This is a genomic window from Phycisphaerae bacterium, assembly GCA_035275405.1.
Taxonomy (GTDB): domain Bacteria; phylum Planctomycetota; class Phycisphaerae; order UBA1845; family UTPLA1; genus DATEMU01.
Genome location: DATEMU010000008.1, coordinates 242156 through 265904, shown reverse-complemented (window position 1 = coordinate 265904; position 23749 = coordinate 242156). Strand labels below are relative to the sequence as shown.

Here is a 23749-nt window from a genome sequence, read left to right as displayed (position 1 = left end):
AGACGATCGAGGTCGTCCGCACGCGGGCGCATCCGCTCGGGATCGAGGTCCTGGTCCTCGACCCCGCCGCCTTCGCGTTCGACGGCGGCGTGTTCGGCGTCCTCGTCCAGGTGCCCGCGACGGACGGGCGGATCCGGGACGTGCGCGAGATCGCCTCGCGGGCGAAGGAGCACGGCGCGCTCGTCGCCGTCGCGTGCGACCTGCTCGCCTTGTGCCTGATCGAGTCCCCGGGCGCGCTCGGCGCGGACATCGCGCTCGGCAGCAGCCAGCGCTTCGGCGTCCCGCTCGGCTACGGCGGCCCGCACGCGGCGTTCTTCGCGACGCGCGAGGAGTACAAGCGCTCGCTGCCCGGCCGGCTCGTCGGCGTCTCGATCGACCGCGAGAAGAAGCCGGCCCTGCGGCTCGCGCTCCAGACGCGCGAGCAGCACATCCGCCGGGAGAAGGCGACGAGCAACATCTGCACGGCGCAGGTGCTTCTGGCCATTATGTCGGCGATGTATGCGGTCTATCATGGGCCCAGCGGCCTGCGGCGGATCGCTGATCGCGTGCACGGCTATGCAACGGCGCTCGCGGCGGGTCTGCGCCGACTCGGACATTCCGTCGGGCCGTCGCCCTTCTTCGATACGCTTCGCGTCCGCCCCGGAGACGTTTCGGCGGAGACGATCCACGCCGCAGCGACCGCGAAACGAATCAACCTTCGGCAATTTGACGACGGCACCATCGGCATCAGTCTCGACGAATTGACGGACCAGAAAGACATAGCCGCGCTGCTCGAGCTTTTCGGTGGCCAAAGTGCAGGCGCCATGTCCGTCGATGATCTGGGGTCCGCTTCGAATGCTCGGTTCCCCGAGCCGCTCGCGCGTCACAGCGGTTTCCTTACGCATAAGGTTTTCAGTAGTTACCACAGCGAAACGGAGATGCTGCGATATCTCTTCCGACTCCAGTCTCGCGACCTGTCACTGGCGCATTCAATGATCCCGCTCGGTTCCTGCACGATGAAACTGAACGGAACGTCGGAGATGCTGCCGGTCACGTGGCCGGGCTTCGGGGCGTTGCACCCCTTCGCGCCAGAGGATCAGTGGCGCGGCTATGCCAAGTTGTTTAAGCAACTGGAGTCGTGGCTGGCCGATATCACGGGCTTTGCGGCCGTCTCACTCCAACCCAACGCCGGTTCTCAAGGCGAATATGCGGGACTGTTGGCTATTCGTGGCTATCACGAAAGCCGCAAGCAGGGTCATCGCAACGTCTGCCTGATCCCCGCCTCCGCGCATGGGACAAATCCCGCCAGCGCGGTCGCCGCCGGACTGCACGTTTTCAGTGTGGCCTGCGACAAAAACGGCAACATCGATATTGGCGACTTGGAGAAGAAAGCTGCGGCCCACGCCGACAAGCTCGCCGCGATCATGGTGACTTACCCCTCGACGCACGGCGTTTTCGAGGAAGGAATCAAAAAGATCTGTGAGATCGTCCATCGCCACGGCGGCCAGGTCTATCTCGATGGGGCGAACATGAACGCCATGGTTGGCCTGTGCCGGCCAGGCGACATTGGAGCCGACGTCTGTCACCTCAACCTGCACAAGACGTTCTGCATTCCCCACGGCGGCGGCGGGCCGGGCATGGGGCCGATCGGCGTGGCCAGGCACCTGGCGGCGTTTCTTCCGGGACATCCGATCCAAAGCAAGTCCAGTCCGGAGTCCGCCGTCGGTCCGGTTTCGGCCGCGCCATACGGCAGCCCCAGCATCCTGACGATTTCCTGGGTCTATATCGCGCTCATGGGCTCCGACGGCCTCAAGCGGGCTTCGCAGGTCGCCATCCTCAACGCCAATTACATGGCGAAGCGTCTGGAAGGGCACTATCCGATCCTCTATCGCGGCAAGGGCGGCCGCGTGGCTCACGAGTTCATCGTCGATGCCCGCGCGTTTGAGAAGAGCGCCGGCGTCAAGGTGGAGGACATCGCCAAGCGGCTGATGGACTTCGGGTTTCACGCACCGACGATGTCGTTCCCAGTTCCCGGCACGTTGATGATCGAGCCGACGGAGAGCGAGTCCAAGGCGGAGTTAGACCGGTATTGCGACGCGCTCATCGCCATCCGAGAAGAGATTCGCGCTATCGAAGAGGGCCGGGCCGATCGCGACGACAATCCGCTCAAAAACGCCCCGCACACCTACGACGCCGTCTGCGCGACGGAGTGGCCGCATCCCTATCGCCGCGAACAGGCGGCGTTCCCCTTGCCGTGGGTCCGCGAGCGCAAGTTCTGGCCCGCCGTCGGCCGCATCGACAACGTCTGGGGAGACAGGAACCTGTTTTGCACCTGCCCGACGGTGGAAAGCGTCGCCGGTTAATGTCGTGGCGTTGGGCGAACGCTTGCTATTTCCTTCCCTCCAGATGGAAGTGGTGCAGTAGCCGGTGCAGCACTGGTGCGACGATAATGGTCGCGATCGCCACAAAAACGATCCCCGAAAAGAGCGCGTAGAGGGAGGCGAAGACCTTACCCGACGTGGTCGTGAGGGGATTAACCTGCCCCATGCCCGAGAGGATCATCGACGCGTCCACAAAGGCGTCGATCCAGGCCATACCCGCGAATTGGTGATAGCCGACGATGCCGATCCCCAGTGCGGCCGTGACGATAGCTGCCGATGCCGCGATGCTCCGCGCCAGGCGGATGAAGAACTGGGTTCGCGACAAAAGGGCTTGGTGTCGACGTTCGTACATGCCCGGAACCGTACCAGAATACTCGACCGCCCAGACCGGCACCGGCCGCTTTCAGAATATCGTCCATAAACTCTTGATATGACTACCGGCTGCAATTCCAAATTCCATCGCTTTTCCACCGCCGAGACGCTGGCAACAACCGGGGCTATCATCCCAACCCGGCCAACGCGGAGGGACCGAGGGTTGCGGCGGCACCTGTTGACGACGGGCGACTTCGGTTATAAATGATGGCCTACCGGCGGGTGCCCGATAGAAGGCAGCTTGCCGCAAAAAAACGCGGGTGTAGCTCAGTGGTAGAGCGTCACGTTGCCAACGTGAATGTCGTGAGTTCGAGTCTCATCACCCGCTTTCGAAAATAAGAACACCCCCGCGGGTTATCGACCGGGATGGTCAGGCGTTGGCCGCGGGCAGGAGTGGCGCCGAGGATCGATTCGAGTCGGTCGGGAGCTTTCAAGACGCCTGACCGGCTTTTTTTGTGCGCGTGCCGAAGCGTGGCAGCGCCCAACGCCACGGAGGATTCGAATGGCCAAGCAAGAAATCCACGGACAAGAGGAATCGCCGGTCGGCGTTGAAGTCGACGAGGAGAAGGAAGCCGACCTTCGCGAGGTGCTCAAGGATGCGATCAAGGTCGCCGTCGCGGATGCCGGGGTTCTGCGAAAAAAAGTCTCCGTGACCGTCCCGCGCGACAGCATGTCCCAGGAACTGGACAAGGAATACAAGCAGCTCGTGGCCGAGGCCGTCGTGCCCGGCTTTCGGCGCGGCCGCGCTCCGCGGCGCCTCGTGGAGAAACGGTTCGGGTCCGATGTCGGCGCGCAGGTTCAGACGCGGCTCGTTTCCAACGCGTACCTGGCGGCGATCGAGAAGGAAGACCTCCGCGTCCTCGGCGATCCGCTCTTTTGGGTAACGATGAAGGACAAGAAGGCGCCCGGGGAGCCGGACGGCAAGGAACAGTTGGTGGACATGCCGACGGCGCTACAGCACATGAAGCTTCCGGAGGACGGCGACTTGGAGTTCAAGTGCGAGGTCGAGGTCAAGCCGGAATTCGAGTTGCCGCCGTTGGATGGCGCTGAAATTGAACGCCCCGACGTCAAAGTAACGGATGAGGACGTCACCCACCAGATAGACCGCGAGCGGGCTCGTCGGGGCAACTGGATTCCGGTCAACGACGGCAAGGTGGCGATCGACGATTTGCTCATCTGCGACCTGGTCATGACGGTGGACGGAAAGGAACACAAGAAGCAGGAGAACATGCAGCTCGCGGCGCGTCCGCAGCGGATCGAAGGCGTCACGCTGGAAGATCTGGGCGACACCTTCAAAGGCGCGAAGATCGGCGACACCAAGAAGCTCTCCGTCACTATTCCGGAGGACCACGAAGTCGAGGAGCTGCGCGGCAAGAAGGCCGAGTTTGAGTTCAAGCTCAACGACATCAAGCGAATGGAATTGCCGGCCCTCAACAAAGAGTACATCACGAACCAGGGCTTCGAGAGTGAAAAGGAATTCCGGGAGTGGGTGAAGTCGGCGATGCAGGGCCGGATCGAGCAGGAGATCAAAAAGGGGATGCGGAATCAGGTTCGGAAGTATTTCCTGGACCACACCAAGCTGGAATTGCCGGAGGGCATCTCGTCGCGGCAGACTGAGCGAGCCGTCATGCGGAAGATGATTGAATTGCAGCGACACGGCGTGCCGATCGCGGAGATCGAAAAACACGCCGACGAGTTGCGAACGAGCGCCCGCGAGGAGGTGACGGCCGAATTGAAGCTGCACTTCATCCTGGAAGACGTCGCCGAGAAATTGGAAGTGGACGTCACGGAAGAAGAGGTCAACGCCCAGATCGCCGAAATGGCGAGGGCCTACAACCGGCGGTTTGACCGGGTTCGGGATGATCTGGCCAAGAACGACGGCCTGAGCGTGCTGGCCCTGCAGATCCGGGAAGACAAATGCCTGGACCGGGTGCTGGATAAGGCCAGGATCGTCGAGACGAAGATGCCGAAGAAGGACACTGAGAAGCCGGCCAAGGCCGACAAGTCCGAGAAGCCCAAGAAGGCTGAAAAGCACGAAGCGGCGCCGAAATCGGAGAAAAAGCCTTCTGAAAAGGACGCCGCCAAACCGGCAAAAAAGGCCTCCAAGAAGAAATCCGACTAAAACGTAGAAGCGAACTGTCGGTCGCAGGAGATTTCATCATGGAAGATCGCATTCACCGCCTCCACGGGATCATGGAACCAAGGGCGATGGCATCCTATGCCCAAGGGGCGCCGTACCAGCGGATTCGGGAGATGTCCATCGAGGACATGCTTCTCGAAAACCGCATCATTTTCCTCGCCGGTCCGATCAACGAGCGCTCCGCGAGCCTCGTGATCATGCGGCTGCTTTACCTGCAGAGCATCAAGAAGGACCAGGACATCCATCTCTACATCAACTGCCCGGGCGGCATGGTGGATCAAACGCTGGCGATTTACGACACGATGCGGTTTCTCTCCTGCGACATCGCCACCTACTCGATCGGTCAGGCGGCCAGCGGCGGCGCGATCATCCTGACCGCCGGCACGAAGGGAAAGCGCTACGCCCTGCCCAACAGCAAGATCATGCTGCACCAGCCGTGGGGCGGGATCACCGGCCAGGCCGAGGATATCCGCATCCAGGCCGAGGAAATCCTCCGCGACAAGAAGAAGCTGAACGAAATCCTCGCGTTTCACACCGGCATGCCCATGGAGAAGATTCAGGAAGAAACCGAGCGCGATCGCTTCATCGACCCGCAGGAGGCCGTGAAGTGGGGGCTGGTGGACGAGATCCTGGATAGTCAGACGGAAAAGAATAAGAAGAAATAGGGAATGGGTCCTGCGCGTTGCACGGCCAGGCTGCTGCCTGACCGTGCCACTCGAGAGAATGAGGCCAAGGAGAGCCCGATGGTACAGAACAATGGAACGTTGATCCCGTTTGTCATCGAACGGACCGGCCGGGGCGAGCGCTCGTACGACATCTATTCGCGCCTGCTGAAGGACCGGATCGTCTTTCTAGCCGGGGGCATCGACGACGACGTGGCCAATGTGCTGATCGCCCAGATGCTGTTCCTCTCGAACGAGGACCCGCATGCGGACATTCACTTTTACATCAACTCGCCCGGTGGAAGCGTCTCGGCCGGTCTGGCGGTCTATGACACGATGCAGTTCCTTCGCTGCGACGTGGCGACGTATTGTGTGGGCGTCTCGGCGAGCATGGGCGCGATCCTCCTCTGCGGGGGAGCCAAGGGCAAGCGGTTCGCCCTGGCGCACTCGCGCGTCCTCCTGCACCAGCCGCTGATCGGCGGTGTCCTGCAGGGCGCCGCGACGGATTTGTCCATTGAGGCGCAGGAAATCCTTCGTCTTCGCGAGATTCTTTACGGCATCATCGCTAAGCACTCGCACACGGACATGGCCAAGATTCAAAAGGACTGTGATCGCAATTTGTGGATGGACCCGACCGAGGCCATGGAATACGGCCTGGTCGATCGCGTTCTGGAGCGACAGCCTGAAATAACGCGGCGAACCGGCCCGGACGAAGACGAATGACCCTACCCACCAGCCGGTTCCGTTGGGGTGGGCGCGGGGGCGCGGTCGTGGCCGTTTGCGCGATCCTCGCGGGCTGCAAGACCGAGCCGGCCGATCCCCGCCTGACCCGTATCCAGGAACTCGAAGACAAGGTTCAGAAACAAGCACGGCAACTGGTCGATCGCGACGAGGAACTTTCTTCCGCGGCCCGCACGATTCAGGAGCTTCGCGGTCTGGAAGGGCCGCGCCGGCTGGATCGGCTTGTCCACGTCGGCAAGATCGAAATTGAGCGACTGAGTGGGGGATACGACAAGGATCGCGACGGCGTGGATGACGGCGTCGTCGTGTATGTTCGGCCCATCGATACGGACGGCGACGTGGTCAAGGCGGCAGGCTCAGCAAAGGTCGAGCTATTCGATGTGTCCCAACCCTCCGGCCCGCAGACGGTTGGGAAGGTCGAACTGAGTCCCGAGGCGATGCGCAAGGCTTGGTTTAGCAAGATGATAGGCGCCCACTACCGCGTCGAGGTACCCTGGGCCGCCGATGCCCTTGGGCCGGAGCGAAAGAAGATCACCGTTGCGGTCCGTTTCACCGACCTGCTGAGCGGTCAGAGTTTTGAGGCCCAGCACATCGCCGAAGTGAGCAAACCCGCTCGACCGGCGAGCCCATGACGTTGGGATTGCGGCCGCCCGGACCTGTTTTCAATACTGCTATTCACGTTTTCTCGGGGTCCGACCGAATGCGCAGCTTGATTGCCGGGCGAGCGTTGCCGTAAACTTCTCTGACACGCCAGAATACGCAAACAAACCCGACAGCCCGCCCTCCGACTGATTGATTCCCTGCGATAAGCTGGCCCATGGCCATGTGCGACAAAAACCGGCAGCTTTTGCGCCTTATGCCCACAAGGGTTACGTTTCCCAAGGGTCGGTGCCCCCGTACCCGAGAAATGCCGTCGCTATTATCGGTATTCGGTAACGTCAGAGGGCCAAAACGGCCGTTGAATAGCTGTTCTCCCCATTGCCGGCACGCGCGTGTTATCGGCCGCGTCGTACGGCAGGCCATGGCATGCATTTGCGGCCGGGGCGGGGAGGATGCAGGCGTCCACCCCTCGCTTTGCCGTTTGGGCGACGGGTCGGCACCCGAGACGTTCGAAACAGGCTTCGACCGGACTACTTTCATCCGGTGAAAAGTGAGGTGGCCGTTTGTGAGCGCGGAAACGAATTATCCAACCCAGCGTACTTCCCTCGTTCGTTTGTTGGCCCTGCACGCGCAGGCGAATCCCGCGGTCAAGGAGCTGAATCAGGTCGTCACGATTCTCGGCGCGGGCGACGGCGCGGACCTGATCCTTGGATCGAGCCGTATCGATGCGGCGCATTGCGCCCTGGTCTCGCTGGCGGGCGGGATTTACGTCTGCGATCTCGGCGCGCCCGGCGGCACGCTCCTGGGCGGGCGACCGGTTCGTTGGTCGCGCCTGGGCGATGGCGATGAAGTGGCGATCGGGCCATTCTCGTTTCGCGTGCAGGTGGACGAGAGTCTGGACGAGATTCCCGTTGAAATCCCCGTGTTCCAGCTTCGCCATGAGCAGACGATCGGGACGATCGTGAGCCGAAGCGCGGCGTTAATCATCGGCAGCGATCCGAACTGCGACGTCGTGCTGACCGGCGCATCGATTTCGCCGAGGCACGCGCTGGTGGTGTGGACGCGCGACGGCGCCATGGTTCGCGATCTCACCGGGCGATCGAGCGTGCGCTGCAACGGCCGGCCCGTTCAAATGGGCGCGATCGTGGACGGCGATGCGATCGGCGTCGGCCCGTACGAACTGATTTATGAGTTACAGGCGGCAGTGGCGGGCGCGGCATCGTTCGAAATGGAACAAGGCCCGGTCGCCCAGCCGCGCGGTTTCGCACCGACCCGTTGGCTGGATGAAAGCCAGGTCGAGTTGCTGCCGTCGAAGACGGAGGCCGCCGACGATTCGTCTTTCGATCTCGCCGGAGATTACGCCGGTTCGTACGAAAACAACGCCGGCGATGACCCGACCTGCGACGCGCTGCGGCGCGAGATGGAGAGCGACGAGGATTGGGCGGAGCCGGAGTGCGACGAGACACCCGAGAGCCGTAGCGCCTTCGTGGAGCAATGCCCCCCGCAATTTCGCGAGCGAATCGTCGCGGCGCAGCGTGCCCTCGACGAGCGGGCGATGAAATTGCGCCGGGAATTGGAGGCGGAGCGTGCGCAGCTCAAGGCCTATCAGGAAAAACTCCAGGAACAGGCCCGCCAGCTTCTGGATGCCACGCGGCAGAATCAACAGGGACCGATCCGCGAGGAGGTCGTGCGTCATGATCAATCCTTCGACGAACCGGTCGCCGCCGACATGGAACAGCGGACAGCCGTCGAGGCTGCCCCTCGCGAAGAGGGGGCCACAACCGACCACGCGTCTTCACTTCAGGATCGCGTGAGTGAGCTGGTCAAGCTCGTCCGCGACGAAAAGGAGGAAATGTATCGCGCCGAGAACCGCCTCGAATCCATGCGTTTTGACATCGAGCGGTTGCGGGGCTCCGTCCTTCGCGCCAAAGAAAAGCACCGCGTTCAGGAGGCCGAACACGAGGCGCGCTACGCCGACCTGAAACGGGGCCAATCCGTCATCGGTCAGGAGCGCGAGGCCCTTCTGGCGAGGATGCGGCGGTTGGAGTCCCGGGAAGCCGCGCTGGTCGGCCGGATTCAGGAGGCGGACCGGATGCGCAAGGAACTCGATGGGGAGGCGGAACGACTGAATCGCGCTCAGGAGGAGCACGACGAGCGGCTACGAGAGTTGCGCATCAACCTCGAAGGCGAACGCCATCGCCTCCGCGTCCGGCAGGCCGAATTGCAGCGCAAGGCCGCGGACCTGGCCAAAGTCGCCCAGGCCCGCCGCAAGGCCATCGAAGAAATTGTCACGCATCAGCATTCCCAACTGCGCGAGAAGGAATCCGAGCTGAAGGCCAGGCAGACCGCCGTCACGGAAGCGGGTCGCGCCGAACTCGAGCGTGCGGCCACGGACTTGGAGAAACTTCTCAGCACTCGCCTCGCGGACGTCGAGTCCGAAGTTCTGTCGCGGCAGGAGAAGCTCGATAACTGGCTGAAGTCGATCTGGGATACCGCCAAGCCAATGACGGAACCCGCTGGTTCCGCGCTGCAGCCCAGCTTCCGTGTCGAGCCGTTTGTCTCCCGGATGCCGGTCATGGGCCCTTCCACCGCGGCGGAGCGCGGGCAAATGGCGCTTCTCGAAAAGGAGTTGCAGGGGCTGCATCGCGCGGTCCGCAGGCTGGAGGGAGACTCCGACCAGCGCAGCGTCTGGCAGGATGTCGACGCGCCGGCGCAGGGCGCGACAGCGGGCGTATCCGGTGTGGATTCTTCCAACGCGGTCTTTCCCTCGAAGTTCAGCGAAAGGATCGCGTCGATCCGCCGAGGGTTGATGGACCTCGGATCATTGGAGTCCAGAAAATCGACGTTCCATCCGGAAAAGTCGGTCGGAATTGAGTATTGAAAGGAAGTTGCACGGCCAAGGGGCTGTGACTGTCAACGGAGCAGCAGATGATGCGGGACATCGACGACGGTTCGGCCGGCCCTCCGCGACCCTCCCTGGACATTTCGGCAGGCGTCGGCGGTCCCGCGCGCTTTGGTGGTCCGCCGTTTCCAGCGGGGTCCTTGGGCACCAGCACTCCCCCCGGCGCTGATTCGCTTCGCACGTCACCATCGCCGCTTTCCTCGTTGATGAATTCTTCCTCGATCGGCGGTTCGCCGGGTGAATTACAGAACCAGATGGCCCGGGACATGGAACGGCTGCGGCGGATTTCGGCGCACCTCTCCTCCACACGTTCCTGGGCGGAACAGTATGCCGACGAGGCCTCCGCCTTGTCGGCCCTGGCCAAAGGGGCCGCCCTGGCACACGCCTCGCCGCTTCTGGGTTCGATCGACCGGAATAGCGGCTGGAGTTCGGAGGCCCCGGGGTCGCCCGCGTTGAGCGGAATAACGGCCGCGGCGGTTGAAGAGTCCCCTTCCCGCGGGGATGCGGTAAACTATTCCGTGCCCTCCAAAGGTCCGGACATGCCTGATCCTACCACGTTCAATGAGTCCATCTCGGTCCCGCGCCCCCCGGCATCGATGGATGGCGACGTCGGCGGTAATGGGGCCCGCGGCGAAGGCGAGCACAAGATTCGTCGCGACTCCGTGCTCAAGCAGAAATTCATCCAGGCCCAGAAGGCCCTCGACGAACGGGCGCGCAAGCTCAAAGAAGCGCTCTCCCGGGAGCGTGAGCGGCTCAAGGTCTACCAGTCGCAATTACAGCAGACGGCCAGGGAGATCGACGAAAAGGCGCAGCTTCGCCGCCGACAGATGGAAGAGGAATACCGCGCCAAGATTCAGGCGCTCGAACGGCAACAGGCGGAAATCCTCCGGCACAAGGCGGAGATCGAACAGGCGACGGGCGCGCGGGTCGAACAAATCGAACGAAGCGTGACGACGCTTCAGGTCAAACTGGAGGAGAAAGAACGCCATCTGGCCGCGCGCGAGGCCCAATTGGAACAAACTCTCTCCGCCCGCCGCGCGGAGATTGAGCGGGAGATGGCCGGGCGCCAGGCGCAGGTCGAAGTGCGGCAACGCATACTTTCCGAGCGCGAGACGGAGATTGAGCGCCAGGTGTCGGCGCGGCTCGCCGATTCCAAGCGCGAGGTCGCGGCCCAGCAAATGCAGCTCGAGGCCCGGCAGGCCGAGTTGATCCGGCGCGAGGCGGAATTCGAAAGAACCGCGCAGACGCGTCTTTCGGAGATCGAACGCGACGTCTCCGCACGCCAGGTGAGCCTGGACGCCAAGGAACGAGCCTTCGTCCTGCGACAGAGTCAATTCGACCAGACCGTGCAGGCGCGGCTGGCGGAGCTGGAGCGCGACGCCGCCACCCGGCAGGCCGACTTTGAGGCCAAGCAGCGGGCCTGGTTGCAACGGCACGCGGAGATGGAGCAGGGGGCGACGGTTCGACTCGGACAGATCGAGCGCGGAGCCACGAGCCTCAGCGCGCAGATTGAGACGCGCGAGCGCGAGCTGAATCAGCGGGAGACGGCGCTGAAAGCCAAGCAGGCCGAACTCGACGAGTCGCACCGGGCCAAGGCGGAGCAATTCGAGCGCGAAGTGGCCGCGCGGCGGATGGATTTCGAGTCCAAAGAGCGGATGTTGACGGAGCGCGAGACCGCGGTGCGCAACGCCGAGCAGACTCGCCTGGTCCAGATCGAGCGGGAGGCGGCGGCGCGGACGGCGGACTTCGAGCGGCGGCAGCGTGAACTCAAGCAGCGCGAGGGGCAGTTAGAGGCCAGGATCAAGGCTCGCGTCGACGAGGCGCTCAAGGAAACGCTGGCCAAACAGGAGCAATTGAAGGAGCGTCTGGCGGCATTGGCCGAGCGCGAAGCGGAAGTGCAGGCGCGGCACGATGCCCTGGAGCAGGAATGCGAGGTCAAGGAAGGCGAGCTTCGCGCCCGGGCCCAGGAACTGGCCGATCTCGTCCAATCCGAACGCACCCGTATCGCCGAAGAGGCCAAGGCCGCGCGCTCCAAGCTCGGCATGGCAGTCTCCGAACGCGAAGCGGAACTCAACGCCCTCCGCGAGGAGCTCGTCCAGCGAGAGTCGATCCTGACGCAGCGCGAAAGCGCCGTGGAGGCCCGCAAGTCCACCCTCGAAGAGCGCGACGCCGCGATCGAGTCCACCGTGCACGAATTGTCGCGCCGGACCGACGAGTTGACCCGCAAGGCGGCGGAGCTGGCCGCGCGGGAAGAGGACTGGCGCGCCGGACGGGATCGGATCGCGGACGCCGAACGTCAAATGCAAGCCGCCCGCCAGGAGATCGAATCGCGGGAACAGGCGGTCGACCGGCAGCAGGCGGAGGTCCGTGAACTTGCCGCACGGGTGGATGCGGAAAAGGAACTGCTCGGCCGACGCGAAACCGAACAGTCGGCACAACGAACAGAATTCGAATCGCGGCTCATTGCGCTGCAGCAGCGCGAGGCTGCTCTCGAAAAGAAAGATCAAGAGCTGATCGAGTCGCGCAAAGAGATCGAGCTTCGCTCCGAACAACTCGCCGCAGAGTCCGCAAGATACGCTGGCGCGGAAAAGCTGGCGCGGGAGGCCGAAGAGCAGAAGACCCGCGCGGACGCCCGCGCCGCCGAAGTGGCCCAGGAGGAGGAATCGCTTCGCCGGCGAAGCGCAGAATTCGAGGAGGAGGCCGCCGCCGTTCGCCAGGCCAAAGAGGAAATGGACTCCGCGCGCCGATCGATCGAGACGACCGATCTGGACCTCCAGCGCCGCGAATCGAGGCTGGAGGAAAAAATCAAGGCCCTGGCCGAAAAGGAAGAGCGCAACCGATTGACGGCGGACGAACTGGAGTCTGAGCGCCGCCGCCTGGGCTCCATGCAGGCGCAATCCGCCGCGGCCGAATTGGAGTTTAATCGCCAGCGTCAGGAAATCGACGCCCAGAAGGCCCGACTGGCCGAAGCGGAATTGCAGATCACGCACGAGCGGGATCGCCTCGAAGAGCAGCAGTCCGCCGTTCATCGTCAGCAGGCGGCGCTCCAGCAGGAGCGCGACCGTCTGAAGGAAGAGAAATCGTCGTTCGACCAGATTCGAGCCGACGTGGAGCGCGACAAGGCCAAGCTCTCGCTTGAACGCCAGGAAATCGAAGCCGTCGAGGCGCATGCGCATGCCGAGCGGGACGAAATCGATCGCATTCGGGCCACGCTTCGCGATCGGGAGCGAGCGCTCGCCGAGGAGCGGTCCTGCCTCGCCGCCGCGCGGAATGAGACCGAAGACGTCCGCAAGGAAATGACGCGGCGAATCACCGAAGCCGAGGACCTCCGGCGGCAGTTGATGGAAAAGGCGCAGCGGCTTCGCGAGCGGAAGGCCTGTCTGGCGACCGATGCGGCCACCGTAGATGCTCGCATGAAGACGCTGAATAGCGAAATGGACGTGATCAAGCGCGACCGGCAGGCGCTGATACAGGAACGCGAGTCCTTCGAGAAAGAGCGGCGGCAACTGGCCGTCGAGCGCATGGATGTTGCACGACAGCGGGACGAGCTTCGCCAGAACCGGTTGGGAGCGGGCGATTCCGCGCTGGACGGTGCGGACATCGAGGCCCGCGCCGCCCAGGAAGCGGCGCTGGAGGCCCGGGTTCGGGAGTTGGAGGCACGGCAAGCGCGGCTCGACCAGCAGGAAGAGGAGATCAACCGCGCCCGCCGGGACTTTGGCAATGCACAACGGCAACAGGAAGACTCGGCGCGCGAGCTGTCCGCGATCATGGAGCGCAACCAGGCGATGGCCGATCAGCTCCGCCAGCGCGAGGCGGCACTGGATTCACGCCAGAGGGGCGTCACCGACGAGGCTGAAAAGCTGGACGCCGCCCGCCGCCGCGCCCAGCAGGAGGCTGAGGCCCTCGACTCCCGTCGTCGCCAGTTGGAACGCGAGATCGAGGACCTGGAGAGTGGTCGCAGGGAATTCGAGTCGGTCATGGAGGCCCAGCAGCGACTCATTGAAAAACTGCGCGAGGAATCCCAGGCGAAAATCCAGCAGGCGAGCGAGACGGAATCGACGGCCCGCGCGGAGTACGAAGCGCGAATGGCGGCCGTGGAAGCGGAATACGAATCGCGTATGACGGCGCTGGAACAGGAACTGGCCGAGCGACGCCGCCAGGCCGACCAGGAAACGGAGGCGGCCACCCGGGCGCAAAGGGATGCGCGAATGGCGGCGCTGGATGAAGAATATGAAGCCCGGATGGCTCGGCTGGAGCAGGAGCTTGCCGAGCGACGCCGCCAGGCCGACCAGGAAATCGCCGAGGAGCGCGCGGCCGCGGAAGCGGAAATGAAAGACCTGCGCGCCCGCATCGACGAAGAAATGGCCGATCTTCGCCTGCGCGAGGCGATCCATGAGCGTCAGCGCTCCACGAATTCGCCCGGCCCTTCCGAGCCCGCCGTGCCGGTCGGCCCGGACTCGCCGCACTGGGGGGCTCCCCGCGACTCGGCGGCCCCTTCGGAATCCGACGAGGACCTGATCACGGAACTAGACGAACTCGAAGAACTCGACGCCGATAATGATGTCATCACCTCGACCACGCCGAGCAAGGCGGGTTGGTTAACGGAGGCCGATGACTGGGCGAGCGGCGAGGCCATTGAGGGCATCCGCGACTTGCAGACCATTGGTACCCCGCCGGCCTATCCGCGGGCCGAGCCGGCCGCCGCGCCCTATGCGCCCTCTTCAGCGTCAACGGACGCCTCCCGAACTACTTCCCGCCCGCGCCGCGCGCGTGGGGTCGTGATCGTCGTGTTGGGTCTAATGGCGGGCTGCGCGGCGGCGGCGGCCGCCATGTGGTCGCCCACGCGCGAAGTGCTCGTACGAGGTCGGCTCGATCTTACGGGCGCCGGCGCCGCCGGCATGAGCCCGCAGGAGCATGCCGAGGCGATCTTGCGAGACGCCACGACGCTGATGCAGACAGCGGCCGTTCCGGGTTTTGATTTTGCGAGGCTCCGGGAGCAAGGCCGCATCGACGTTCGACCCACCACTCCGGGGACGGCCCTGGAGATTATCGCACGGGTCCCCACCGCCAGAAAGGACGAGATTCAGAAGGGTCTGGATGTCCTCGGCCAGGCCTACGCCGCATCCATGGGGTCGGCCGCGAATTCGCAGTCACAAGTCGAGCAGCGTTTGGAACAGTTGGAGTCCGAACGGGCGGTCAAGGCCAGCGAAATCTCCCCGAAGCGATCAACGCTGGCCGATCTGGAGGGCCGGCTACAAGCCGTTCCGACGTCGAGTGGCGAGGCCCTTCGAGCCAGGAAAGATGCGCTGAAGGCGGAGATGGGCGCCGCGCTGGACGCGGTGGGGGTAGCCAAGAAGGAACTCGCGGATTTCGAGGCGACAACGCCGGCGACCGAAGCGATCGTGCCAACCGCCGATCAGTTAGCGCAGATGTATGCCGCCGACGAGGAGCTCACCCAGGCCATCGAACAACAATCCAGCAAGGCCCGTGATTTCCACGCGACCCTTATGGATGCCTTCGCAAAATCCAGGGAGCCGCTACAGGCGCTCATTTCGAGCATCAACGACATCAATGCCAGGGCCAACGAGCATCTCCAGGAACAGACCGATGACGACATTCGGCGTGAGCTGAACCAGTTCATCGCCGATGTGGCGGAATACCGCGCCCAAACCGATGCCTTCACGGCCGCATGGGAAGAGATCAGGCCCAAAATCGAGAGCTGGAAGGCGGGCGGCGATGTCGCGATCCTGCAGGAATACCAGAATCGGGCGGAGACCCTCGTTCGCGAGTACTACGGTAACTCGCGGCTGACCTTTAGCGCGGCGGCCGACAAGGCGGACGCCATCGGCCGCGAGGGGGCGGAGATGACCAAACGGCGGATCATCCAGAATTCCCTCCAGCGGCTGGCCCACGTGAGTCTGGACGCCCGTAATCAATGGATCCTCGCCGCGCGGGCGGTCGCGCCGCGCTACAACGTCGAGTTGAAGGCCAATCAGGAAGCCGTGCGCGACCTGACGCCACGCATCGAGGAACTCAAGGAACAACAGAAGGAGAAGCTCGTTCGCCAGTTGACCGACACGCGGAGCGCGGAGCGAACGACGCACCTGGCAAGCTTGCGGGAGGCGGTGGATGCCGCAACGCGTCATCATCAGGCGCTGAGCGACGAGTTTCTGAAGATTGATGCGCAGGCGACGGATGGAAACCAGGCCGCGGCCGCCGAGGCAGAGGAACTTGAGCGTCAAATTCGCAATCTGCGCGAAGAGATTGCGGCACGCGAGAGGGAAGTCGGCGCGCTGGACGCGGAGATTGCCCGAGTTCGCACGTCGCGGACCGTCAGCGCTCCGGGTTCCGTCAAGTATGCGTCGATGGATTCCGCTCTGACGCCGACGTTCGACTTCGCCAGGAAGGATCGCGCGATCGGGTACGGCGCGGGGGCGGCAATCGTCTTTATGCTGGTCGCCTGGGGTCTATCGTCGTCCCGGCGAACGCGCACCGTGACGGCGCACCATTCTTAGCCGGTTTTTTTATCGTCGGATCTGTCGGATCGTCCTTTGTCAGCAGGATCCACCGCGATGTTGCGCGTCCTGATCCTTTCAACGGACCTTCAGCGTGGCGGCCTTCCGCTTCGCCTGGCCAAGCTCGCGCTTCATATCAGAAGAGCCGGTGTGGAGCCCATTATCGGCTGCCTCGCTCCCCCCGGGCCGTTGAGCCATGAGCTTGCGCGACAAGGAGTTACGACGTTTTCGTGCAATGCGGCCGGGCCCTTTGATGCCCGATGCCTGCTGCGACTGGCGGAGCATGTCCGTGCGTTCGATCCGGATGTGATCCACGCCTCGCTCTTCCATGCCAATCTCGCCGCGCGGCTCGTCGGGCGACTGGATCGCGCGCGACCGATCATTACTTCGACCGTCACGATCGAGATCGAACGCCCGCTCCATCGCTTTTTCGAATCGATCACCGCGGGATTCTCAGACGTCCACGTGGCGAATTCAGAAGCCGTCGCGGCGCACCTTCGAGACGATCTGGGAGTGGCAGGAGACCGCGTCGTGGTCATCCCCAACGCGATCGACTTCAAGGAGATGGATGCGGCGCCGGCAGCCTCGCGCGCCGCGCTGGGGCTGGACGAAAGTCGGCCGCTGATCCTCTGGGCCGGACGCATGGATCCCGTGAAGAACCTGCCGACCTTTGTGGAAGTCATCGCCCGCTTGCGCCGGCGAACGGACGTCCAGGCACTCCTTCTCGGCGACGGTCCTGTCCGTCCGGCGATGGAGCGGGAAGTGGTTGCAAAAGGGTTGACCGGCGCCGTGCGTTTCGCCGGCTGGTCGCCCGACGTGGCGCGATGGTTGAAGTGTGCGGACGTGCTGCTGTTCCCATCTTTTACCGAAGGTTGCCCCAATGTTGTCCTCGAAGCGATCGCCTGCCGCTGTCCCATCGTCGCCAGCGATATTCCGAGTTGCCGGGAGTTGGTGCGTAATGGAATCGACGGTCTGCTTCGCCCTCCGACCGACGCAGGCGCGCTGACGGATGCCCTGACGTGTGTTTTGTGCGATCGCGCAAAGGCCCGGGCCAGAGCGGACGCGGCGCTGTTACGAATCCGTGCCCAGCATGAATTGTCGACCGTGGTAGGACAGTGGCTGCGGCTATACGGGGACTCGGTGGGGACCGTCGGATGAGTGGGCCGCTGTGATATCTACGGGGATTCCCTAGTCCCGAATCCGCAACCTTCTGGAACTGCGAAAGTTCCGTTCATCGCTGCGCAGTTGCAATTCTCTTTGAAAAAAACCTCTTTTTTTTCTTGCATCGAAGTGGGGAATTGTGTAGGCTTATCCCATCAGGTGGATGGTAGTGGATTAGCCCTGTGTTTATTGGTTTTTCATGGTCTTCATCGGGCACTATGAACACGCCATTGATGAAAAGAACCGACTCGCAATCCCGGCCAAGTACCGAAGCCAATGGGACCCGGAACGCGACGGTCGGGGCTTTGTCATCGTCCCCGGTCGGCCGCAGGGCAGCCTCTGGCTTTACACGGAGCGCAACTTCGAGCAGATGGCCAGCGCCAGCCTGTCGAAGCTCAACCCCGACGCTCGAGACCTCGAATTTGAACAACGTTATTTCCCCTTGGTGCAGTTCGTGGAGCTGGACACCCAGGGGCGTATCCTCATCCCGGAGAAGATGCTTCGCAAGGCTCGACTTGGCCGGGAAGTGGTGATTTGTGGAGTAAGAGATCATCTGGAGATCCGTCCCCGCGAGGAGTTCGAAAAGCTCCTCGACCAGAGCTGGGACAATTTTGGACAATAGGTTTCCGGAGGGGAAGGAAAGGGCTTGGAGTTGGCGGCAAACCTGACCAGTGGGCGGCGCGGCGCTGCCTGGGTGAGGTAGTTTCGAGTGAGGTGGCGCGGAAGGAGACCGGATGAGGGCCTCCTTCCGCCCATCCTTGCCCGCTTCGTCTGGTATCGACTTTGTTGGACGGCTCACGGATGGCGCGGAAGCCGTCATAGGCAATGCAAAGGGACAGTTGGGCTCAGTCGGGTAAGCGATTCTGCTCAGTTGAAGACGCACTAGGCTGGTGCGGCGGACGGGCGCGGGACTCGCAGTAGGATGCGCGAGTTCATCGTCGAGCGCTCGACCTCCGCGCGGTCACGGGTGATTGCCGGTAAAACGGCGGCCTCCCGACGGTATCTTCAATTGTCGCAAGGCACGTGCTCTTGTTCCGGCGGTGACCGCCGGCGGGCTTGGCCCACGAATCCAACGCGTTGCGGCCGCCCGATCATCACGGACGATGACCGGGCGCTCCACATTGAACTTGTCGAGGCGCCGCGGGGCCTCGCACCGGGTGGCAATCTGCCGGCGCTCGCGGTACAAGGCCCGACGTGGGTCATTCAGCGAGGCGAGCAGGCGCGGGGTTGAAGGGGGGAACGGGGTCGCCGGCGGCGATCCGCGCTCCCCATCATCGGGCCATTCTCAACTCACCCGCGGTCCAAGTTGCTGCCATTTCGGCGTTGACCATCCTCGCCTATCTCCCGAGCTTTCGCGGTGTGTTCGTTTTTGACGACTACGCCGGTATCGTCGACAACCGTCTGATCCGTCAAGTCTTTCCCGTCGGGAGGTTTTTCGATACTTCTCAGCCCATCGTCGATTTCTCATTCGCACTGAACTTCGCCGCGCATGGCCTGGACCCCTGGGGCTACCATTTTGTCAATCTTCTAGTTCATGGCGTAGCGGCGATAGTCCTTTACGGCGTCATCCGGCGAGCGACCGGGAAGGGCGGTCTGGCCTTCCTCATCGCGGCGATCTGGGCCGTCCAGCCTCTGCAAACCGAGAGCGTCACCTACCTCGTCCAGAGGAGCGAGTCCTTGATGGGGCTTTTCTATTTTCTCACGATGTACTGCGCGATCCGGGGTATGTCCTCCGAGCGGGTTGCCGGATGGCACGCAGCCTCCGTCATCGCCTGCGCCCTGGGCATGGCGGCGAAGGCCGTCATGGTGACGGCGCCGGTCGTCGTGCTGCTCTACGATCGCTGTTTCGCCGCCGGCACTTTTCGCGCCGCGCTGCGGAAACGCTGGGGCCTTTATCTCGGATTGGCCGCAACGTGGTCCGTATTGCTCGCGCTGGGCGTGGTCCGCGGCGTCATGGACACCCCGCAGCCCGAGCCTCCGACGGTCGGGTTTGGTTACAAGGGCGTCACGCCGCTGGAGTACCTTCGCACCCAGCCGGGCGTAGTCCTGCACTATCTTTGGCTTTCGATCTGGCCGGCGAATCTGTGCCTCGACTACGGCTGGCCCGTCGCTTCAACGCCGTGGCGGGTTTTTGCGCCGGCCGCCATGATCATTGCTCTCGTTTCTGCGTCGGCTTGGGCATATGGGCGGCGTCAGGCGGTCGGCTTTCTCGGTGTCGCTTTCTTCCTCGTTTTGCTGCCTACATCGAGTTTCATTCCCATCAAGGACCTGGCATTCGAACATCGCATGTACGTGCCCCTTGCAGCGGTCGTCTCTCTCGTGGTCCTTGTCGTTTGGAAGGCGGCCATTTATCGACCGAGAAGGCGCGGTCCCGCGGTGGTTGTTGCGGCGATGACCATCGTCGCACTATCCACGATGACGTGGATGCGGAATAACCTGTACGCCGACCCCTTTGAGCTTTGGCACGACACTGTGGCCACGGCCCCGCACCATCCTCGGCCCCACAACGCCCTGGGCTACGCTTTCCTGATGCGCGGCGACGTGACCGGCGCAATGGCGAAGTTCGATGACGCATTGCGGCTCGATCCGAAGTATGCCGGCGCGTATGCCAACAAGGGCGAAGCCTTTCTTCACAATCGCCGTTACGCCGATGCGGCCCGGGCCTTCCAGACGGCGATCGGGATCGATCCGGATGGACTCAGCGCACGGGTCCGATCCCTGTACGGCGCGACGCTTCTGGAACTCGGCCACCTCGACGACGCCATCGAACAATTCACCGCCGCGATCAGCCGCGATCCACAATTGACCGACGCCTATTACAACCTCGGCAACGCCCTGCGTCTCGCCGGCCGTCGCGAGTCCGCCATCGCGGTCTATCAGGATGCATTGCGAGTGGACCCGCGCTATGTCGAAGCGAGGGTGAATCTGGGCCTCACTTTGGCGGAGATGGGGCGGCATCAAGAGGCGGTCGCGGCCTATCGTTCCGCCCTCTCCGTTTCAGATGCGATCAAGCGCGACGTCCTGATCAAGGCGTCGTACAACCTCGGCCTTTCGCTTCGGTCGTTGAATCGCCCTCAGGAGGCCGCAACCGCGTTTCGCGCCGTGCTGTCCCTCGATCCGACTCACACGCGGGCCAGGGCCGAATTGGATGCCTTGACTCAAGCGACCCCATAACCCTGAGCCGCTATCATTCCGACCGTGCGCCATCGTGTGTTCGATCGTTGGACGATTCTGACGCTGCTGGGCGTCGGCGCCTTCATGTTCTGGGGCGCGGGTCATTACTCCGTCTTCGACGACGAGGGTTTCAGTTGCCGCCGTTACACAATGCCGATGGGTGAGATGATCTCCGCGCTCTGGTGCGGCGAAGAGCCCGACCCGCCGCTTTACTACATCCTGCAAAACATCTGGGTCCACATCTTCGGCGTCGGCCCTCTCGGGCTGCGCAGTCTGTCGATCCTCATGTTCCTCGCCGGACTTGTCTTCACGCGACTCGCCGCAACCGAGTGGTACGACGCCCCGACCGGCCGGCTCGCTATGCTGATCGCCGCCATCCACCCGGCGCACTTGCTCTTCGGCTTCGCCGGACGTTGGTACAGCATGATGTTCTGCCTCGTTGGCCTGTTTTTATGGCTGACGGGCGTGCTGGCGCGGCGCGTCGATCGCCGGACACTCATCGCTTGGTCGCTCGTTGCGGCGGCCGTTTGTTACACCAACTACTTTGGCCCGGTCCTGGTGGCGATTACGTGGGCAGTGATGGTCATTCGCCACGGCCAGTTCCGCCGCTGGCTACCGGCCGCGGCCATCACAGCCATTCTCTACGCCCCTTGGCTGCCCGCATTCTGGAAACAGGCGACGACGTTTCCGCAAGTCACGCTCACATGGTCGAAATATGGCGATTCCGCCCTGCGCCTGCTCATGGCGCTGTTCACCGGTAATCTCGCATCCATCAGCGCGTGGTGGGTCTGGGTGTTCGTCTTTGTCAGTATGGTGGCATTCAGCTTGTTGGCAATATTTTCGAGCGATGCCAGGCGTCGGCCCGGCCCGATGCCGCAGATCATTGCCCTGTGCGTCTTCGCGGGGATTGCCTCTCGGACCATTATCGATAAATACATCATGGTGTTCAGTGGTCTGGTCTGTATTGGTGTTGCAGCTATCTGGATTCGCTATGGGCTGGGCGCGCAGCGGTCATGGCCCACGCGATTTGCGCGCTTGGCGACGGCGTCCCTGGCGCTCGCCTGGGTTGGCTGCTACATTAATCTCGTCACGGAACGGCATTGGTCCAGCCTCCGCTGGCTCGATCCATGGGAACACGCACTGAATAGTCTGAAAAGCAATGGACCAACAGAGTGGGTCATGAGTCAACCCGCCGCCCGGTATTATTACGGATGCAAGATGGCCCCTTTCGAGTGGCGTGAATATTCGCCATTGGTCATGTGCGACGGCTGGCGATGGTTTGCGTTGCCGCCCGATCAAGGAGGGTCTCATGAAGCGCCCGCGACGCCAGAATCCATTCTCGAAAAAATGAAAGAAAGAAAACCACCTCGCGTGGCCACGATTCGCGGCTCGGAGTTTTCCGACTCTCCGAAATGGTCGGACCTAGAGAAGATCCTCGACAAGGAATACGAATTAGTGGAGGAACGGGCCTACTTGGAGGATCTTGACGCGAAATGGAAAGACTGGCTTGATCCGACTTTCAAGCATCCCGAGTGGCGGGTCACTTTCCGCGTATACAAGATTCGTTAGCAGTGCCGGGTTATTGCTTGTGCAGCAGGCTCATCACCTCCGCCCGCGTCGCGCCGGTCAGGCACTCCCCGCGCAGGGCGGACGTGACCATGACGCTGCCGGGCTTTTTCACCCCGCGGCAGGTCATGCAACTGTGCTCGGCTTCCATCACGACGGCGACGCCTTTGGCCTGCAATTCCTCCATCAACACGTCGGCGATTTGCGTGGTCAGCCGCTCCTGAAGCTGCGGCCTTTGCGCGTAGGCATCGACGACGCGGGCGAGTTTCGACAGACCGACGACGCGGCCGTTGGGCAGGTAGGCGATATGCGCCCGGCCCTCAAAGGGCAGCAAATGGTGTTCGCACATGGAATAAAACGGCACGTCGCGAAGCACGACCAGCTCGTTGTATTTCTCGGTGAACGATGTCTTTAAATAATCGCGCGGATCAATCCGCATCCCCGAGAACATCTCCGCGTACATCCGCGCCACGCGATCCGGCGTCGATTTTAGCCCCTCGCGATCGGGGTTCTCCCCGACGGCGACGAGGATCTCGCGAACCGCCGCCGCAATCTTTTTTTCATCCACCGGTTTTTCCGGCGGTCGATGCTCGGTCATAGACGCTCCAATCGCGCTGCCGCGGGGTCGTATTTTTCCGACGTTGCCAGATCGAAACCCTGATGATCCGGATTGTAGGCCGCCCCGCGGTATTCGGCGCGACAGCGATAACAAACCGTTACGCGTCCGACGAACAAGTAGATCAGGGCATCGACAACGACGAGCGAGCCCAGCGTGCCGAAGGTGGCTGGGATGTTCTCGAAGTAATAGAAGACCGATGCGACTGCCCCGAACAGGATGACCAGCGTTAGACCCAGTCTTTGCGGGAAATCTTTGCGGATGAAAAACTCCGACCCGTTGCACGCCGCGCATCGGCTGACGTCGCCATGGCGGGCCAGAGCCTGATCGACGGTTACGCGCGCGACCGCCCCGCATTTTGGACAGGCTCCCGACGTCTCGCCCGCGGAGTCCGCCTGGAGGCGTACTCGCCCGCGGCAATCGGACTGATGGCAGTGAAGGGTCAGCATCATTTGGAGTTCGTCACAAGGTCCATCATGTCGTCGCATTCACCCGCCGCGACATGAACGCTGAGATTCGTCGGTAGAACTCGTGGGCGACGGCCTGCTCCGCCACGATCACTTCGTCCGCCCCTTTTTGAAGGGCCGACAGACCGGTCGAGGTGTAGCGCGTGGCCGCGATAATATGAATCTCCGGGCAGAGGCGATTGGCCACTTCCGTCGCGCGGAGCGCCGCCGCCTCGTCCGGGAGGGCCAATGCCAGCACATTGGCGCTCTCCACGCCGGCCTGGCGCAGGATCGCCTCGTCGGTGATGTCGCCGTGAATCGTCTCGATGCCCAGAGTGCGCTGGGTCGCACAGGTCTCCGGGTTCATCTCCACGATCACAAATGGGATGCGATGCTGTTTCAGATACTCGGCGATGAATCGACCGCCGACACCGAAGCCTGCGATAATGACATGATCATTCATGGGCGGCATGGTAAGGAAAACCCTATAGCGG

15 protein-coding genes and 1 tRNA gene are annotated in these 23749 nt (G+C 62.9%); 12 read left to right on the top strand and 4 right to left on the bottom strand.

The genetic code is table 11. The features are described from left to right. On the top strand, positions 1-2342 hold a 2342-nt coding region (gene gcvP, locus VJZ71_12260), incomplete at its 5' end, for an aminomethyl-transferring glycine dehydrogenase (GenBank protein ID HKQ48835.1). Between the two features lie 25 nt (positions 2343-2367). Here gcvP and VJZ71_12255 read toward each other — a convergent pair. After that, complete coding sequence (locus tag VJZ71_12255; GenBank protein HKQ48834.1) at positions 2368-2712, bottom strand: hypothetical protein; 345 nt, start codon at positions 2710-2712, stop codon at positions 2368-2370. A 276-nt stretch (positions 2713-2988) separates the two neighbouring features. Between VJZ71_12255 and VJZ71_12250 the strand changes: the two genes are divergently transcribed. The 11 genes from VJZ71_12250 to VJZ71_12200 all read left to right on the top strand — a co-directional run bounded on the left by VJZ71_12250 (position 2989) and on the right by VJZ71_12200 (position 22196). Continuing rightward, positions 2989-3060, top strand: a tRNA-Gly gene (locus VJZ71_12250). Positions 3061-3234: 174 nt separating this feature from the next. Then, positions 3235-4854, top strand: a complete 1620-nt coding sequence (gene tig / locus VJZ71_12245) for a trigger factor (protein HKQ48833.1) — start codon at positions 3235-3237, stop codon at positions 4852-4854. 38 nt (positions 4855-4892) lie between these two features. Further along, on the top strand, positions 4893-5537 hold the full coding sequence (locus VJZ71_12240; GenBank protein ID HKQ48832.1) for an ATP-dependent Clp protease proteolytic subunit: 645 nt from the start codon (positions 4893-4895) through the stop codon (positions 5535-5537). A 78-nt stretch (positions 5538-5615) separates the two neighbouring features. Beyond that, positions 5616-6257 (top strand): ATP-dependent Clp protease proteolytic subunit, encoded by a 642-nt coding sequence (locus tag VJZ71_12235; GenBank protein HKQ48831.1) that lies wholly within the window; start codon positions 5616-5618, stop codon positions 6255-6257. After that, positions 6254-6907: a hypothetical protein gene (locus tag VJZ71_12230; protein ID HKQ48830.1), complete on the top strand. Its 654-nt coding sequence runs from the start codon at positions 6254-6256 to the stop codon at positions 6905-6907. Before VJZ71_12235 ends, VJZ71_12230 begins: the two co-directional genes overlap by 4 nt. Positions 6908-7440: 533 nt before the next feature. Beyond that, on the top strand, positions 7441-9756 hold the full coding sequence (locus VJZ71_12225; GenBank protein ID HKQ48829.1) for an FHA domain-containing protein: 2316 nt from the start codon (positions 7441-7443) through the stop codon (positions 9754-9756). A gap of 47 nt (positions 9757-9803) precedes the next feature. After that, complete coding sequence (locus VJZ71_12220; GenBank protein HKQ48828.1) at positions 9804-16292, top strand: hypothetical protein; 6489 nt, start codon at positions 9804-9806, stop codon at positions 16290-16292. A gap of 57 nt (positions 16293-16349) precedes the next feature. After that, positions 16350-17450, top strand: coding sequence for a glycosyltransferase (locus VJZ71_12215; protein ID HKQ48827.1), 1101 nt, complete (start codon positions 16350-16352; stop codon positions 17448-17450). A gap of 202 nt (positions 17451-17652) precedes the next feature. Next, complete coding sequence (locus VJZ71_12210; protein HKQ48826.1) at positions 17653-18075, top strand: hypothetical protein; 423 nt, start codon at positions 17653-17655, stop codon at positions 18073-18075. A gap of 572 nt (positions 18076-18647) precedes the next feature. Continuing rightward, entirely contained in the window at positions 18648-20627 is a 1980-nt protein-coding gene (locus VJZ71_12205) for a tetratricopeptide repeat protein (GenBank protein ID HKQ48825.1), read from the top strand. Between the two features lie 24 nt (positions 20628-20651). Further along, positions 20652-22196, top strand: coding sequence for a hypothetical protein (locus VJZ71_12200; GenBank protein HKQ48824.1), 1545 nt, complete (start codon positions 20652-20654; stop codon positions 22194-22196). Between the two features lie 10 nt (positions 22197-22206). Here VJZ71_12200 and folE read toward each other — a convergent pair whose 3' ends face one another. The 3 genes from folE to VJZ71_12185 are packed head-to-tail and all read right to left on the bottom strand — an operon-like array spanning position 22207 to position 23727. Next, positions 22207-22791, bottom strand: coding sequence for a GTP cyclohydrolase I FolE (gene folE, locus VJZ71_12195; protein ID HKQ48823.1), 585 nt, complete (start codon positions 22789-22791; stop codon positions 22207-22209). Beyond that, complete coding sequence (locus tag VJZ71_12190; GenBank protein HKQ48822.1) at positions 22788-23261, bottom strand: hypothetical protein; 474 nt, start codon at positions 23259-23261, stop codon at positions 22788-22790. The genes folE and VJZ71_12190 overlap by 4 nt, the downstream gene beginning before the upstream one ends. Positions 23262-23283: 22 nt before the next feature. After that, positions 23284-23727 carry an NAD(P)-binding protein gene (locus tag VJZ71_12185; GenBank protein HKQ48821.1) on the bottom strand — a complete coding sequence of 148 codons (444 nt, stop codon included), beginning with the start codon at positions 23725-23727 and terminating at the stop codon, positions 23284-23286. Between the last annotated feature and the right edge of the window lie 22 nt (positions 23728-23749).